The following is an 18,015-nucleotide window of genomic DNA, read 5'->3' as shown; positions in this document are numbered from 1 at the left end:
TGAGTTTTTATCTTTTTAAGAATAATATATCAATAAAATTATTGCCTATATTATTATTGTCATTGTTTTGAATAGTTCTATTAAAGGAATGAGATTTTAAACCGACTTTTAATTTAAGGAAATTATTTTCTCCAATAGTTTCTTTGCTTGCTGTTTCTACTTGAATATTGTAAAAATCTTTTGAAATCGGAGGATTAAATGAATTTTTAACTAAATCAGTTACACTAGATAACAATTTGCTTATTTTTGTATATTCTAAAATTTTATTTCATCTTTCTTGTTTATTAGAAATTTGATTAATTTCAGCAATTAAATTATCTAAATCAACAGAACCAGGATTTTTAAATCCATAATAACTATTAAATTCATCTCATTTTTCTATTGAAAATTTTTCAATTTTTTCTTTAAAATTTAAGTAAAGACTTTGTGATGTATTATCAAAGTTAAATCCACCAACTAACATAGGTCCATAAATTTTCTTATATTTAGATTCTGGATTATTTTCATTTAAATTATCAAATCAAAAACCTATTTTATATTCCATAAAACCTTGCATTGAATATGCAGAAGTTATATGTGGATCATATAAATTTTTTTGATCTCTAAATTTGATAAAAAATATTTTTAGTTTTGAGCTATCATAACTTTTTAGTGATTCATCAATATTTAAAAAATCACTTAATTTTTCATTTTTTATTTCAACTCAAGTAGTTGGATTTCCAAATGAATAATGTAAATCGTTAGTTTCTACTTCAGTAAATGTTTTGTCAAAATCTAATGTGGATTTAGTTAAACCTTTATTCGATATTGAAATTAATTTCTCAAAATAACTATTACTTTGATTAAAATGTTCAAAGAAATTAACATTATATAAATTGTTAATTGTAATTTTTTTAGAAATTGAATAATTAGATCCAGATTTTAATTTGATATTTAATTTTAAAATACCATTTCTTTCATCAATTTCTGTTTCAGAAGAAGATTTATTTACTTCTATTTCTATTGAATCATCAAAATTACTAATCTTATTAATGTCAGTTATGTTTACAAAATCAGATGTTGAATTTAAAGATTTTAGTGCTCCAGAAGCTCAATATTTCTTTGTTAAATTTAAAGAAGAAATATTATTAATTATTTCATTTAATTCTATTTCTGTTTTAGATGTAGATGTCTTTGATTTTGTAAATGAATTTTCAAAACTAAAATTTTTAGTTCCGAAACTTAATTTTTTAATTTTATAATTAACATTGTTTTTTAAAGAAGTGCTAAATATATAATTATTTTTATCTTTATAAAGGAATTTTGGTTCAATAATTTGAGTTAAATTATTTGTATCAAAAATTTCAAGTCTTGGTTTTAATAAAGAAAATTGATCTAAGGATTCGCTATTATTAAAATTTACATAAATATCAGATATAAAGGAATTTTCTTTATTTTCGGTAATATTTACAGAATTTATTAGTGACTCTTCTTCACTATTTTTATTATTATTAAATTCAAGGACACCTTTATGTAAATAATCTAATTGAATTTCTTTATTATTTACAAAAACTTTAGTTAAAGAAATTTTTCCATAATAATTATAATTTGGAATATTTACTTCTCATTTCTCATTAACTTTAGTTGCATTTATTTTTCAATAACCACCAAAATTAGATATAAATTCCAATTTAACATTATTCAAACTACTTGGATCAATATCAACAAGTTCTAATTCTGTTTTAACTTTCAAATTATTATTAGATTCTAAATTAAACTCAGTATTTTTGAATCTACTAAAACTTGTTTTAGAACTAAATTCTTTATTTATTCCGTCTTTTGGTAAAATAGAAATTCTTGGTTCAACAACAGAAACTAATCCACTTCTATCAATTTTAAAATCCACTATTTCTAAAATAGCATTTGAAGGAATTTCAAATCCATCTTCATAGTCAAAAGTTGATGAATCACTAGTTGTACTAATTGTGATAGGAATATTTTTTAACCCTTCATTTTCTGTTTTTCTAATTGAAATATCTACAGTAAATTCTGTATCTGAATTTGTTTTATCTTTTAAAGTTAATTTTCCAATATATTCACTTTCTGTGAATTCAAATAATTTTTCCACATTGTTAAAAGAAAGTAATAAACGATTTGGATTTGTTTCATCAATGTGATAACTTATACTTTCATAAGATATTTTTTGAGAATACTCGTTTGTTTGAAAGACAAAATCATTTGTATTTTCAGAATTTTCTCAATTATTTCCTATTTTTTGTGCTGAATTTAAGCTAGTTAGTGGTTTATTATTTAAAGTAATATTATTAATTAAATAGTTTTCACTAAACTCTAAATTTGATAAATTAAAAATAACTGAATCGGAATTTTCAATATATTGTTGGGAGTTAAAAAATTGTTTATCCTTAATTTTTCCAGATATTTCAATTTGAAAATCTTTATTTTTTACATTTTTTAATAAATGTTTAGAAAAATTTACTTTAAGTTTTGCAAATTCATCTGTTTTTTCTAAAATTTCTAAAGATGAAATTACAAAGTCATCATTTTCATTTGAATCAGGAATTTCTGGCTCTTGTTTATCGTTTGGATCTTCAATATTATTTATGGAACCATTGTCTGGATTATCAATTACGTCTTTTTCCTTTGGATTTTCAGGTTTAGGTGTATCAGGATCTGTTTTAGGAACTTCAGGTTCTTTTTTTTCTTCACTAAATATAATTTCTCTTTCAGTATCAGCATATATTTTTAATGAAATATTTTCTTTATTTATAAAGAGTTTATCGATAAATAATGAAGATTTATCTTGCAAAATTGAAGGAATTAAAACTTCAATTTTGCCATTCAAATAAATAAACTCTTTTGAAACATAAGTTTTAGAATCTGTTTGCTTTTCTTTTAAAGTTAATTCAATATCTTTAATTGATTCTTTAAAAGAATTAGGAAGAAATATAAAAACTTTATCTTTTGTTCTGCTAAATTTAATTTTTTCCTTTAAAAATATACTTTCTTTATTTTTGTTTTTATTAAGGACTATTGCTAAAGTTGCGCCAATAGAAGATGCCGCAATAGTACCAAGCACTATTGATGATAATATAATTTTTTTAGTTTTGTTTTTCATATTTAAATTATAAATATTTTTTTATTTTTACAAAAACAAAATATCAATATTTTTGTATAATTTAAATATTAAATGTATTAGTATGAAAGAGAGAAAAAATGTCTAAATTTATTTTTGTTACAGGTGGTGTAATTTCCGGATTAGGAAAAGGAGTTTCTGCTGCTTCAATCGGAAACCTTTTAAAATCAAGAGGTTTTAGTGTTTTTGTTTTAAAATTAGATCCTTACTTAAATGTGGATCCTGGAGTTATGTCTCCTTACGAACACGGAGAAGTTTATGTAACTGCTGATGGTGGAGAAACAGATCTTGATCTTGGTCACTATGAACGTTTTATTGATGAAAAATTTTCAAAAGATTCCAATTTTACAAGTGGTAGAATCTTTTGAAATATTTTAGAAAAAGAAAGGGAAGGATATTATGATGGTAAAACCGTTCAATATATCCCACATGTTACCGATGAAATAATTAGTATAATTAAAAATATAGAAAAAAAATATAAAAGTGACTTTGTTATAGTTGAAATAGGTGGAACAGTAGGGGATATTGAATCAAATCCGTTTATTTATGCAATAGCACAAATGAGTAGTGAATTCAACGGAATAAACACTTTTTTCATTCACGTAACTTATGTTCCTTTTCTTGAAACATCAGGTGATTTTAAAACCAAACCTACACAAGATTCTATTAACAAATTAAGAGGTATGGGTATAAAACCTAATATGATACTTTTAAGATCTAACGACGAAGTTGATCACACTATTTTAAATAAAGTTGCAAAAACTACATTTTTAAATCCAAGAAATGTTATTTCTGCTCCTGATTTAAAAAATGTATATGAAATGCCTTTATATTTAGAAAAAAAAGACGCAGCTAATATTATATTAGATTACTTTAATATTACACATATAAAACCAAATTTAAGAAAATGAACAACTTTTGCTAACAAAGTTAATAAAGAAAAAAAAGCTGAATTATTAATCAAAATGCTTGGGAAATATACCAGTTTTTCCGATGCTTATAAATCAATAAATGAAGCTATTAAAATTTCTGCATTTGATAAAGGATATGAAGTAAAACTAGAATATGTTGACTCTAATATTCTAACTAATGAAAATATATCTGAAAAACTCGATGATGCTGATGGTGTAATTATCTTACCTGGATTTGGTATTAGAGGTTTTGAAGGAAAAGTTTTAGGAGCAACATATACAAGAGAAAAAAATATTCCAACTTTTGGTATCTGTTTAGGTATGCAAGCAATGTCAGTTGCTCAAGCACGTCTAAAAGGTTATAAACACGCAACTTCTAAAGAATTTGCTACAAACAACAAAGAAGAAGTTTATGTTTTAGATTTTATAAAAGGTAAAAATGAAAAAGACCAAATGGGCGGAACTTTAAGATTAGGAGAATCTGAAACAGTGTTTAAAAAAGATTCTTTAATTGCTAAATTTTACAAAAGTACTTCTGTTTTTGAAAGACATAGACATAGATACGAAATACAACATGAATTTATTGAAAAATTAGAAGATGAAAATTTTAGTTTTTCAGGTTATCATCCAGAATTAGGTCTGGTTGAATCTTGTGAAGATAAAAGCAAAGATTTTTATATTGGTGTGCAGTATCATCCAGAATTCAATGCAAGACCACTAAATCCACATAAACTATTTAGTGCTTTTGTAGAAAAAGCAGCAGAAAGAAATAATGGAAAACAAAAATAATTCTTTACAAAATACATTTAAATACGTTGATTTAAATAAAGGTTTAAATCATGAACAAATTTCTAAAAATAAAGAAAAATACGGTGTAAACGAACTTAAAAATAAAAAGAAAACACCTTTAATTATTAAGTTTTTAAAACAGTTTATTGAACCGATGATTATTCTTTTAATTATTGCTGCATTTTTAGCTTTAGGAATTGCTATTTATGAAGCGATAGTTCATTATGAATATAAGAATCATATAGAATTTATAATTAGTTTTGTAGAACCTTTTGTGATATTTTTTATTGTAATTTTAAATGCTATATTTGGTTTAATACAGGAAAATAAAGCAGAAAAATCTATTGAATCACTTGCTAGTTTAAGTTCTCCAACATCAAAAGTAATTCGAAACGGACAAGAAATAATTATCGATACAAAAGACATTGTTGTTGGAGATATATTACTAATTGAAGCAGGAAATACTATCGGAGCTGATGGAATTATTGTTAATTCTGCTCAATTAGAGGTTGAAGAATCGATTTTAACAGGTGAATCTTTAAGTGTTTTTAAAAAAAATATATCTAATTTAGAATTTAACTGAGAAGAAACCGAAGATACTGAAGTTTATTCTGGCACAAATGTTATAAATGGTAGAGCAAAAATTCTAGTTACAAAAATCGGGATGGAAACAAAATTAGGAAACATTGCTAAATTACTAAATCAAGAAAAAGAAAAACTCACCCCACTCCAAAAACAACTTGCAAATTTAAGTAAAAAAATTGGAATTTTTTCTGCTATTTTATGTGTAATTACTTTCTTTATTTATATTTTTGTAGTTGCTTCAGGAAATTGAAGTCTTTGAGCAAAAGGTGTTGTTATCGCTATAACTTTAGCTATCGGAACTATACCAGAAGGTTTAGTACCAATTGTTACTGTTATTTTATCTATTGGAGTTAAAAGATTATCAAATAAAAATGCTCTGGTTAAAAAATTACCAGCTGCTGAAACTTTAGGAAATGTTTCAATAATTTGTAGCGATAAAACAGGAACATTAACCCAAAATAAAATGAAGGTTGTACAAACCTTTAAACATGACACTTTTTCACAAGAAGACTTTGTTAAATATTTTATTTTATGTACAGATGCCAACTCATCTATAAATGAAAAAGGGGAATACAAATTAATTGGAGATCCAACTGAAACTGCTATTATCCAATATGGAATTGATAATAAAATTTTTAAAGATTCAATTTCTAGTTTACACCCAAGAATAAACGAAATTCCTTTTGATTCAGATAGAAAAATGATGACTGTCTTTATAAAAATTAATGAAAATATTTATTCAATTACAAAAGGAGCTCCTGATTCTATTTTTGCTCTTGCAAACAATTTGTCAAATCAAATAGAACATAAAAACATCGAATTTTCTAATAATGCTTTAAGAGTTTTAGCATTAGCAATTAGAAAATGAGACAAATTACCAGATGATTTAAGTTCAAAAAATGTGGAACAAAATTTAACATTAGTTGGATTAATAGGGATGATAGATCCACCAAGAGAAGAGGTTAAAAGTTCTATTGCAATTGCACAAAAAGCCGGAATAAAAACTGTAATGATTACTGGTGATTATGCAAACACAGCTTATGCTATTGCAAAACAATTAAACATAGTAAAATCCGATGAAGATTTAGTTTTAAGTGGAAGTGAATTAAAACTAATGAGCGATGAAGATTTAAATGAAAACATAGAAAAATATGCAGTTTTTGCTAGAGTTAGTCCTGAAGATAAAATCAGAATTGTTAAAGCTTGACAAACCAAAAATAAAGTTGTTTCTATGACAGGTGATGGAGTAAATGATGCTCCTGCTCTTAAAGCTGCTGACATTGGTTGTGCTATGGGAATAACAGGGACCGATGTTTCTAAACAAGCTGCAGATATGGTATTAACAGATGATAATTTTTCAACAATAGTTAGCGCTATAAAAGAAGGAAGAAGTATTTTATATAGCATAAAAAGGTTAATGATTTTTCTTTTTACAACCAATTTAACAGCTTTATTAACTACTTTTATTGGAATTTTAATTTTTAGTATAAATCCTTTATCTTCTTTACAAATTTTGTGAATAAATGTTATTTCTGAAACTTTCCCAGGAATTGCATTAGGTTTAAATAGACCAAAACAAGATTTAATGAATAAAAAACCAAATCATAAAAATGCTTCTATCTTAACTAAAGAAATGATAATTCAAATATCTTTACTTTCCATCTTGTCAACAACACTATCATTATTAGCATTTTATTTAGGTGCTTATAGTCAAAGTGGTGTAGCAAATTTAAATGAAATAAAAACAATCTTAGCTGCAGAAAATTTATCAACATTAAACTTTGCTTCTTTATCTTGTTTTATGACTATGGGAATAATTTTATCTTTAAATTCTATTATATTAAGAAGTAATGAAAGTTTATTTAAACAAAAATTTAATGATTTAAAATTTGTTCTTTTAGCTTTTGCAATTAGTTTTGTTGTTCTTTTACCAGTTACTTACATACCAGAATTTTCCAAAGTGTTTAATATGAATGTATATGTAAATTCATTTAATAATTGAATATTTGCATTACCATTTATTTTTGGGTTAGTACCAACATTTTTTATTGAATTTATCAAATTAATTAAACTATTTGTAAATAAAAAACTTAAAGTCAATTAAATAAACTTTAAGTTTTTTTCATCATTATTTTAATAACTTTAAATCTCATTTAAAGTTTGAATGAAAATAATTATTTTGTATTTATAGAAAGTATATCATTTACAGCATTTACATCTATAAGTTCTAAATTATCTGACTTATCAATTGAGTAAAAATCAACTTTAATTAAATTAGATTCTCTTGGTTGAGAATAAAGTTGAAATTCATTATAAAAAGGAATAATATAGACCTTTTTATCTTTTTCATTTATATAAACTTGACTTACAGAAAACTGAGTTTTAGGAATATAAATATTTGCAATTAAATCTTTATCATTAAAATATGTTCAATATTCTCTTCTGTATTGCTCGAAATTATTTCTAACATATTCTGAAATAAAAGGATCTAATCAATGAGAATAACTTCTATAGTTTTCTTGAGTTATTTTTATTGATAAATGGTCTGAATCTTGTTGTTTTTGAGAATCGAATAAATCTTCTAAAAGAGATTTTTTAGTAGATAAATCTTCTAATGTTAATTTATCAAAATAAAAATCATTCTTTAAATCTTTTGTATTTACAAATTCTTTATATTTAGATTTAATATCATTATTTGTTAGTAAATCATCTCTTATAGCTTTTTGATTAAATAATTCTATTGTTTCATCGCTATCGTTAGGTTGAAATTTCTTGAAATCTTCATTTGTATTTATTATAGTTCAATTTGTTTTTCCTTTTAATTTATTTCTCGCTAAAAATGAAATTGAATAATTATAATTAGGATCAAAATTTTCATCTAAATGAAAATTAGGTTTTTCTATAATATAAAACTTATTTTCATTATTTTTATAATATAAAGTTCTGTCATCATATAAGAAATTTCTTGAAATTTTATTTGTGTGAAAAACATAAAGATAATTTTCTTTAAAGAATTTGTCTTGAGAAGTATTATTATAATTATCTTTTAAAAATTTATTAAATGCTTCTCTTTCTTCTTCTGTAATCAGATGATTATAACTATCTACTTTGTCAAATCTTCTTGGAAATTTCAGTGAAACTTTTTTTTCATCATAAAGAAATTCTTCTTTTATAAAATCATTTTTAACTTTATAAGCTGAATTCACTACTAAATTTCTGTATTTTTCCTGTAATTTAGATTGTTCTAATTGCTCTTTTTCTTCTTTAGATTCTTGAGCACAAGAAACAGCAATAAAAGAAAATGGCAAAATTAATGAAGAAGATAGGAATAACAATTTTCTTTTTTTAAATTTTTTCATATTATTCTCCTTTATTTGATTGCAATATTATTATATAACTTTATTTGCAAAAACTGAAAAAAATTTAATTTTTTAGAATAGTTTTTATTAAAAATGTGAATTTTTATGAATAATTTAACATTTTAACTTAAACTTCCAACTTTTAAAATAATTATCTACTTTCTTATACTTTCAATAATCTTATAAAGAAAAACTTAGAGAAAATTCTCTAAGCTTATTAAGTTATTTTTTAGTTGCAATAATGTATGCTGTTTTTATTTCTGAATTTAAACTTTCACCTACAGGAGCAAGGAATTTATATTCTACATTATAAATGTCTTCTGGAGGTGTATTTTCATCAGGTTCTAAACCATAAACGGTTTGTGTTTTTTGTTGTGATTTATAAAGGTTTTTTGCTAATTTAGAACTGTTTTCAGTAGTTTCTACTTTAATAGACGAAAGTTTTGGATCATTTTTAAGAATTTCTCCATCTAAACTTTGTAAGATGGAAATTTCTTCAGCATCTTCATCATTTGTTTCTTTTACTGTTGTAGTTGCATCATTAAAATAGAATTTTTCAAAATATTCATAAGTAGATTTAAAAGCAGGTGTATAGTTAACATAGTCAAAGTTTCTTAAATTTGGAAGTGCTTCAAAGTTTAATTTATAACCACGTCCTGACTCTTCCACAAAGTTATCGTCTTTTTGCACATAATTATATCTAACATTTTCAGCTGATTCAAAAATTAACTCATCAACTGAATAATCATCACCTTTATAAAGATTATCATAAAGGTCATCTAATAATTGATTTGCCAAGTTATCATCGATATCTTTTGTAATAATTCAGGCATCTAATAATGTCATATTGTTTTTTGGTCTTATTGCTCTTACTGTAGTTCCATCTTCAACGTTGCTAAAATTATCATTACCGTTAAGTGCATCTAAAGCATCACCATTATAAATAAAACCTACTTCTTGTTTTACTCCAGAGTCAATTAAAGCTGTTAATAATTCTAAACCTGAACTTTTAACACTGTTAATTTTTGTATCAGATAAAGGATGATTTGTTGATTTTTGAACAATTTCAAGAAATTTATTAATTTGCTCTTGATAGTTTTCTTTATCAACAACTCCTGTATAACCATTATTTTTAAGTTTTGGATCATTTACTAGCTCACTACCTAAAAGTAGATTATCTCTCATTGCTTCAGTTCATTCAAAATATTTGTAACCATTTTGAATTAAAGTTTGAGCAATGGATATAGAATCTTGTTTATCAAAACGAATACCTTTTTCTCTAATTTCTTGTTTTTTAGCATCGTCTCAAGAAGCTACTGCTTCTTTTAATTGTACTTTTTTACCATCTTTATCGTAATCACCAACTGTATAAGTGAAAACTTTATCTTGAATATAATAAGGGATTAAAAATTCTCATAATTGATCTTGAATTCCATCACCATCAATGTCGATAATCCCTTTGCTTTTATCACCTTCAACATAAAGAAATTGATTATAATTATCTAAATGTTCTAAAGTTTCTTTTCTTAAAAGTGATTCTATAACTTTCCTTTTATTATTAATGTTTTCTTGTGAACTTAAATTAGGATTATGTTTTAGTTTATTTGCAAGTGCTTTATTTTTTCTAAATAATCTTTCAAAATCAATTTTTCTAATTAATTGTTTTTGAATCATTCTAACAATTTGGAAATCTGAACCAACTCCACCAATAACCCTATTATCTTCTATAGCTTTAGAAAATTCAGAAACATCACCAAATTCTTTATAATTAAAATGTTTATTTAAACCATCAACTGTGCTTTTAGAAAGATAGTTTTGATAGTTCATAATAATTGGTTTAAAATTAGCAGTTGTTTTAATATAAGTTACTCCAATAACTGTTGGAACTAAAACTAATGAAGAAGCTGCGATTGTTCATTTTGCTTTATTTGATAATGCCATTTTTTACTCCTTTTTTGGAATTTTTAGTTTTATAAACTATATAAACAACATTTCCCACAACGGTAAAAAGTAACATAATTGCACCTAAAGCAAGTGCTCAGGTTTTAAAAGTTCCTTGATATAATTCAACTCCTATTGTGGAAACATTAGATGTAATTCTTGTGATAATAAAATCATCAAAAGAAAGAAAAGCTACAATAATGAACACAAAAGAAATAGCAGGAAGCATATATGTTAAATAAATTTTAAATCAAGTTTTTATTCTTCCGTATCCCAAGTCTAAAGAAGCTTCAAAAAGGTTTTTAGAAAATTTTTCACTTCTTGGATATAAAAGCATAATCCCGTAAGGAAGAGTCATAGTTACATGACTAACAATTGCTCTTATCATTCCTTCTTCAGTAGCTTTTAAAACTCCTAAAACAAGTGAAAGCAAGATTGCTAGTGAAATAGCTGTAATAATATCTGGGTTAATTAAAGGGATGTTAGAACTTGTATTAATATAAGTTTTTACACTTTTATTTTTTTGCTTTCATAAAGCAAAAACGGTAATTAACGAAATAAATATAACAATTATAGCTGTTGCAATAGCTATGATAAATGAGTTTGCAAGTGCAAGTAATTTTTCTTGAGATGCTAAGTCTTCATAACCTTTTCAACTAAATGTATTTCAAGTAGTAGAAATAAGTTCTTTATCAGATGGTTTGTTAAAAGAATAGATTAAACCAAAAAATATTGGTGTATAAAAAAGAATTAAAATTATTCAAATGTAACTTTTTCTTAAAATTTCATACTTTTTAAAAAAATCTAATAATCTAGTCATTTTTAATTCCTTTCAATTTTAATAATACAATTGGAAAGAAATAAATTATTGCATAAATTCCCATCATAACTACAATAGTAATTAAAACTAAAGATGATGATCTTGCAAGATCAAATGGGTTAGATGGATTAGCGTTAATATTAATTAAGTTTCCAATTAGTTGATTTTGACCACCGTTTGGTAGCAATTTATCAGAAATAATGATTGAAGTTGCTGCAAGTAAAAATACTAATCCAATACCTGAAAAAATAGCTTTTAATCCATAAGGTAAAACTATTTTAAAAAGTGTTTGAGTTTTATTGTATCCTAAATCTGCAGAAGCTTCTAAAATATTTTTAGGCATATCTCTAAAAACTGTATATAAAGGAATAATCATAAATGGAAGATTTAAAAATACTAAACCTAAAATCATAAATCAAATAGTATTTAAATCTGCTTCATCAAACATTGTTACAAAAAGAGCTCTTAAAGAGAATGTTTTTGCTATTGTGAATATAATCAAAGGCGAAACAATAAGAGAAATTGAATAAATTTTAAACACCTTTGATTTTGCTGTTGAAACATAAAAAGCGTAAGGTAAAGCAATTATTAAACAAATAATCGCTGTTGCAATACCTACAAATACAGATCTTCCTATAATTACTCATGTTTCTTTTTGTTGAATTAATAAATGATTATTAAAAGTTTCACCATCATCGGTGGAAATAGGTGCTACTGCTTTAATAAAAAGTAAAAGTAACGGCAACAATATGAAAATAATTGAAAATAAAATATAAGGAATTGATAAAGAAAGTCTTGGATTAAATCCTGACTTTATTTTTTTCAAAATATTAGTTATCATTTGCTAAAAAGCCTTTACGATCTTTTTTCATTAAGTGTAATGCTTCTTTAGTTCAATGAACATAAACATTTTCACCTATTTCAAAATTTTCAATTGTTTCAGCTTGAATTATTTTGTTTCCTACTTTTACATTTATAAAGTAATATGACCCTTTATAAGTACTTTTTTCCACAACACCAAAATAGTGACTTCTCACTTTTCTTGATAAAACTATGTCTTCAGGTCTAATTAAACCATCTAGTTTTTCATCTTTTGCAAAATTTGTGTGGATTGTTTCAACTAAGTGATTTAAAATCATTACTTTTCCTGGTTCCACAAATTGTGCATCAAAGAAGTTAGCATCACCAATAAAGTTTGCTACTCATTTATTTACAGGATAATCATAAATGTTTTTTGGTGAATCATATTGTTCAATCTCACCATCTCTAATTACTGCAATTTTATCTGAAAGTTCTAAAGCTTCATCTTGATCGTGAGTAACAAAAATAAAGGTAATTCCTAATTTTTGTTGAACTGATCTTAATAATTGTTGCATTTTTTGTCTAATTTTTGCATCAAGTGCTGATAATGGTTCGTCTAATAAAAGGATTTCTGGTTCAATAACTAATGAACGAGCTAATGCTACCCTTTGTTTCATACCACCTGAAAGTTCACTAATATTTTTATTTTCGTTTCCTTCAAGACCAACTATTTTAATAATATCTGAAACTTCTTGTTCCATTTCTTGTTTAGTAATTTTTCTAGTTAAATATCTTTTTTGAAAATGTTCTGTTTTTGTATTAACATAATTTTCTCAATAAGAATATTTAAAATCAGAATCATCCAATCATCTTTGGATTTTTGCTTTTTTAAGTTTAGAAAGTTTAGAATCGTTTAATTCTTCTTTATAAATGGCTTGTTGCTTATCAATTTCAGCCATTTTTTCATTTGCGTGTTTTGTTCATTTTTCTTTATTTTCTTCTAATTTTTTAAGTATATTTTCACTTATATTTGTTTTTGGATAACGTTTTAGTTTAAGTCCGTATTTAATATTTCCAGAAACAGTTAAGTGAGAAAATAAAGCATAATCTTGGAAAATAGTGGATACATCTCTTTTGTTTGCTGGTAAATCTTTAATATCTACACCATCAAATTTAATTTCACCACGAGTGGTTCACTCAAAACCACCAATTAATCTAAGAATTGTAGTTTTTCCTGAACCTGAAGGTCCAAGTAAGGTAACAAAATCACCTTTTTCAATTTTTAAATTTACATTATTTAAAACTTTTTTCTCACCAAATTCTTTATCAACATTTTTTAATTCAATGAGAGTCTTTTGTTTTTCTTTTTGAATCATAAATAAATAAACCCTTCTTTAATAATTAAAATTTTTTTATAAAATATCAAAAACCTCATTATCTAAAGGAAAAAAATCCTTCTCTAATGAAGAAAAATGGGATAATTATCAAAAATATTTTGAGAAGTTTCTGTAGGTAAAAACTTTAAATCAGAATAAACTAAACTGATAAATTTATAAAGTTTTATTCTCAAATTTCCTAAGTTTAAAAATTTCATATTGCAATTATACCAAAATTCAAAAAATGCACTAAAAATTAAGAAAAAAACAATCCTCAAAAGGATTGAAAATTTATACTAATTTAAATATTAATGATCCTTCAGCAATTATTGAACCTTTAGCTTGAAGTAAATATGAACCAAGAGAATCTTTTATTAAGTGTTCATCCATATGAGTTGGATGTGGATCGTTATTATTGGCTTTATTATATTTTATTAATTTTTTATTTAAAGCAACTACTCTAATGATGTAAAGATTTTGAGATCCATCACCATCTTTTTTAGGTAATAATATTTTTTGAGCATCACGATTTGCATTTTCATTATGAACATCAAAATTAAGTTCAAAAGTTGAGTTTAAAATGTTTTTGGAAGTTTCTTGATCGTTGTAGTATTGTTCACCAACAGAAACAAACATTTTATCAGCAACTGCAGGGTTTTCAATATTGATTTTACCACCTAAAATTTTAACTTTATTTCTGTATTCTGCTTCGTTTTTGGTTTTTACTGGACTATAATCTTCAATTCAATACATGTATGACTGTGCTTCTTTTATTTTATTTCAACTTAAACCAAAAGTTTTTAATTGACTTAAATCATTTGAAGTACTTGTTGAAAAATAACCAGTATTTAACATATTATTTTGAATTGCATTTGATTTTATTTCAAGTTTTTTGACTTCATTTGAAGCATATAAATTTCCATTTGATTTTACAGAAGGGTGTTGTTCATATACAAATGTTAAAACACCTTCAGCAATAATTTTATCTTTAATTGCATCATAGAAATCACCTAAATAATATTTATCAAGATTTGATTTTACATTTAATTTTGCTTCACTTAAAGCAAAAACTCTAACTTCATAAATATGTTCTGTTGGAGGAAGTGGTCCAAAATATATACTTGCGTTATGTTCCATCATTTGATCATTTGAATTTATTATTTGTTTGATTTCACTGTTATTTTGTTGTGTTACTGAATAATTTTCTTCTAAAGAAGTAGTGGTTGCAGGTATATCAAAAACACCTCAATGTGTGAAAATTCTTCCCATTACTTCTGTTGCTGTTTTATCAACTAAAACAACAGCATAAGATTTAGCATTCTCTACTTTGTTTCAACTTAAAGGTAAACTTTTACCATATGAAGTTGTTGAATAAGAGTTTGGATCTTGCTTTGCAGCATATTCTTCGTTTAAAAATCCATTTGTAATCCCTGAACTTGTGACAGTGATTTTTCCCATTGCACTTTCTTGAACCTCATTAGATGAACCAGGTTCTTTATTTACATTTCCGCCATTTGTATTTCCAGGGTTTGTTGGTTCTTTTTCAGTTGTGTTACCTTCTTTTTCGATTTTTGTTTGTGAACAAGCTACAAAAGCAGCATAAGAAAAAGGTAGTAACATTGCTGATGAAAATAATATTGTTCTTTTATTTTTTTTATTCATTTTGCCTCATTATTGTTAATTTATTTTTTATAAATTATATTATTTTTACATCAAAAAATAAAAATAAATTTCTTTTTAAATTGAAAATTACTGAACTTGTATTTTACTTTTTGATTATTTCTAATGCTTCATAAAGTGTTTTCTTAATATTTTAGAACTTATAACTAAAAGTGGTAAGGAAACAAAAAATAAAACATATGAAAGCAGATTTAAACCAAAAGATAAAAGAAAATAAAGTATTTCTAATTCTTTTACAGGTTTTAAATACTCTTTAAAATATATATAACCGCTAGTCGAGTGTGATAATAAAATTAATATTGTTATTGCATAGCTAAACAAAATTAATTTTAAATTTTTTATTTTTTTAAATATACCTATTAAAGCAATTAAAATTAAAGGTAAAAAATAATCTAAAAAATAAACTCCTATTTTGTCTTGTATATTTTCAACATAAAAAATTCCTGATATAAAAAAAGCACTAAAAATAGGTGAAATAATAACAAGATAAATAAGAACAGGAATAATAGTTATTAAGACTCCAAAAGCAATTGAACTTATTAAAATAACTATTTCATGAATTTTTGCTATATTTCCCAGCCCATTTGGTAAATCTGGAATAATTTTTTCAATAAATTTAGAAATAACAATTAAAGCCAAAACAAATGCAGAAAAAATAATTTCTTTTGTTCTAGACATCTTTCCTTTCTGATGCAAGAAAATAGCAACTCCTTACGCCGGCATTAACCGAATCAAGTTAAAAGGGTATAATCTCAGCTAAAAAGCACCCCTGTGCATCATAAAAATTATACTATTTTATTTTCTTATTAGTAATAATTATGCAAAAAAATTCCACTTTGATGGAATTTTTTCTGTTTAACTTAATCTAACTATTATCTTAATTAGTTCTTCTTTACTTAAAGAATCAACACCTGAAATTTGCAATTTTTCTGCTATTTTGACTAATTGTGCTTTATCTAATTTAGATAATTTTTGTTTTAATTCTTCTTTTTTTGGATCTTTTTCTTCTTTTGTGACTTCAACAGTTTGTCCTTCTTTATTTAAAGGTTCTTTTATATTTTCATTAGGATAAATATTTTGTTTTTGAAAATCTTTTAAAATGGAATTTAAATCAAAATTTTGTGTAAATTTTTGAAATTGTTCATATTGATAAGCTAAAACGAAAGATCTTTGAATTGATCTTAAAAGTTTTCATGGATATCACATAATTAGTGAAAATACTGCTAATATTGTAAATAAAATTATTGGTGTTATAAAAATAAAACTTTTAGTATTTGCTGCATTTCTTATTATTGGTTCTCTTATCAATAAACTTACAAATCAAATTAAAATTCAAATTAAATAAAAAGATAAAAGGTTTAATCCACCAAGAAAAGAAAAGTTTTTATTCTTGTTTATTTTTGTAAATGAATTGAAAAATAAAAAAGTAACTATAGAAATTAAAAAAGTAGAAGTTACTGAAAAAATTAAAATTGTTTGTAGAAAGCTAGCGAAAGTTGTATTTTCTTCTTGTGAATAATTGCTATAAAAAATAGCTGTCACTACAAATAAAGCAGATGAAAGAATAATCATCAAGATTAATATAGCACTAAAAAGTCATAAACTCTTTTTATATTTATCTTTTTCATCTCATAGTTCTTGAAGTGTTTTTTCTGGTTTTAAAATCATTTAGTCTCCTTTTGTGAATATTATACCATTTTATTTAAAATTTGGCAATCATTATCTTTAATTGCTAATTTCAAATTCTTTTGGTAGTGGTGCATTAAAAATCATTTTTTTGCCGTTAGGATGGGTGAATTCTATTTCATAAGCATGTAATCTTTGATTAAATTCATCAACTTTTTTTCCATATAGCGGATCTCCATATACTGGGTTTTTAATATATGCCATATGTACTCTAATTTGGTGAGTTCTTCCGGTTTCAAGTTCACATCTTATTAAAGAAAAGTTTTTTTGATTATAAGTAAAAAGTTTTTCTAAAAACACATGTGTAATTGCTTCTTTGGAATTTTGTTTAATTACAGTCATTTTTTGTCGATGAAGTGGATCTCTACCAATTGGTAAATTTATGTGCATTATTTCATTGGAAATAAAACCTTCAACAATAGCTTTATATTTCCTTTTGATTAAGTGATTTTTTAACTGCTCTGCTAAAAAGGAATGACTTTTGTTATTTTTAGCCACAATCAATAAACCTGATGTGTCTTTATCTATTCTGTGCAAAATTCCTGGACGCATTTGTCCATTAATGTTTGATAAATTATTATTAAAATAATATAATAATCCATTTACTAAAGTTCCTTTTAAATTCCCAGGAGCAGGATGAACAACCATACCTGTTGGTTTGTTAATAACAATTAAATCATCGTCTTCATAAATAATGTTTAAGTCCATTTTTTCTGGTTCAACATTAATCTCTTTTACAGGAATTTCCTTTATATAAATTTTTTGATTTTCAAAAACGATAAAATTAGGTTTTAAAACTAATATTTCATCATTTATATAGACGTTTTTGCCTAAAATTAATTCTTTTGCATCATTTCTAGAAATATCAGAATTATCACTAATATATTTATCGATTCTTTCTTTATATTTAACTTCTAATACTAATTCTTCCATA

At 24.6% G+C, this 18,015-nt stretch carries 12 protein-coding genes and 1 riboswitch; of the genes, 2 read left to right on the top strand and 10 right to left on the bottom strand.

Annotated features, from left to right (window positions below; genetic code table 4):
- Nucleotides 1-7: 7 nt before the first annotated feature.
- Nucleotides 8-3,115: a hypothetical protein gene (locus ACR34G_RS01735; protein ID WP_436359087.1), complete on the bottom strand. Its 3,108-nt coding sequence runs from the start codon at nt 3,113-3,115 to the stop codon at nt 8-10.
- Nucleotides 3,116-3,213: 98 nt separating this feature from the next.
- On the opposite strand from ACR34G_RS01735, the gene ACR34G_RS01730 reads away from it, so the two are divergent.
- Nucleotides 3,214-4,833 (top strand): CTP synthase, encoded by a 1,620-nt coding sequence (locus ACR34G_RS01730; RefSeq protein ID WP_436359086.1) that lies wholly within the window; start codon nt 3,214-3,216, stop codon nt 4,831-4,833.
- Entirely contained in the window at nt 4,817-7,522 is a 2,706-nt protein-coding gene (locus tag ACR34G_RS01725) for a cation-translocating P-type ATPase (RefSeq protein WP_436359085.1), read from the top strand. The genes ACR34G_RS01730 and ACR34G_RS01725 overlap by 17 nt, the downstream gene beginning before the upstream one ends.
- A 70-nt stretch (nt 7,523-7,592) precedes the next feature.
- Here ACR34G_RS01725 and ACR34G_RS01720 read toward each other — a convergent pair whose 3' ends face one another.
- The 9 genes from ACR34G_RS01720 to ACR34G_RS01680 all read right to left on the bottom strand — a co-directional run bounded on the left by ACR34G_RS01720 (nt 7,593) and on the right by ACR34G_RS01680 (nt 18,014).
- Entirely contained in the window at nt 7,593-8,777 is a 1,185-nt protein-coding gene (locus ACR34G_RS01720; RefSeq protein ID WP_436359084.1) for a hypothetical protein, read from the bottom strand.
- Between the two features lie 222 nt (nt 8,778-8,999).
- The gene (locus tag ACR34G_RS01715) at nt 9,000-10,718 is read right to left on the bottom strand and encodes a hypothetical protein (RefSeq protein WP_436359083.1); all 1,719 of its coding nucleotides are present in this window, start codon (nt 10,716-10,718) and stop codon (nt 9,000-9,002) included.
- Complete coding sequence (locus ACR34G_RS01710; protein ID WP_436359082.1) at nt 10,702-11,538, bottom strand: ABC transporter permease; 837 nt, start codon at nt 11,536-11,538, stop codon at nt 10,702-10,704. The genes ACR34G_RS01715 and ACR34G_RS01710 overlap by 17 nt, the downstream gene beginning before the upstream one ends.
- Entirely contained in the window at nt 11,531-12,364 is an 834-nt protein-coding gene (locus ACR34G_RS01705; protein ID WP_436359081.1) for an ABC transporter permease, read from the bottom strand. Before ACR34G_RS01705 ends, ACR34G_RS01710 begins: the two co-directional genes overlap by 8 nt.
- Before the next feature lie 4 nt (nt 12,365-12,368).
- Nucleotides 12,369-13,715, bottom strand: a complete 1,347-nt coding sequence (locus ACR34G_RS01700) for an ABC transporter ATP-binding protein (protein ID WP_436359079.1) — start codon at nt 13,713-13,715, stop codon at nt 12,369-12,371.
- Between the two features lie 291 nt (nt 13,716-14,006).
- Entirely contained in the window at nt 14,007-15,377 is a 1,371-nt protein-coding gene (locus tag ACR34G_RS01695) for a YbhB/YbcL family Raf kinase inhibitor-like protein (protein ID WP_436359078.1), read from the bottom strand.
- Nucleotides 15,378-15,497: 120 nt separating this feature from the next.
- Nucleotides 15,498-16,073, bottom strand: coding sequence for a hypothetical protein (locus tag ACR34G_RS01690; RefSeq protein WP_436359077.1), 576 nt, complete (start codon nt 16,071-16,073; stop codon nt 15,498-15,500).
- A 12-nt stretch (nt 16,074-16,085) separates the two neighbouring features.
- Nucleotides 16,086-16,176: riboswitch (TPP riboswitch) on the bottom strand.
- 74 nt (nt 16,177-16,250) lie between these two features.
- Complete coding sequence (locus ACR34G_RS01685) at nt 16,251-17,063, bottom strand: hypothetical protein (RefSeq protein WP_436359076.1); 813 nt, start codon at nt 17,061-17,063, stop codon at nt 16,251-16,253.
- 57 nt (nt 17,064-17,120) lie between these two features.
- Entirely contained in the window at nt 17,121-18,014 is an 894-nt protein-coding gene (locus ACR34G_RS01680; protein ID WP_436359075.1) for an RluA family pseudouridine synthase, read from the bottom strand.
- Between the last annotated feature and the right edge of the window lies 1 nt (nt 18,015).

The organism is Mycoplasma sp. 480, assembly GCF_051353065.1.
Taxonomy (GTDB): Bacteria; Bacillota_I; Bacilli_A; order Mycoplasmatales; family Metamycoplasmataceae; genus Mesomycoplasma_A.
The sequence above is the reverse complement of the archived record's forward strand: the minus strand, read 5'-3'. Positions and strand labels throughout refer to the sequence as shown.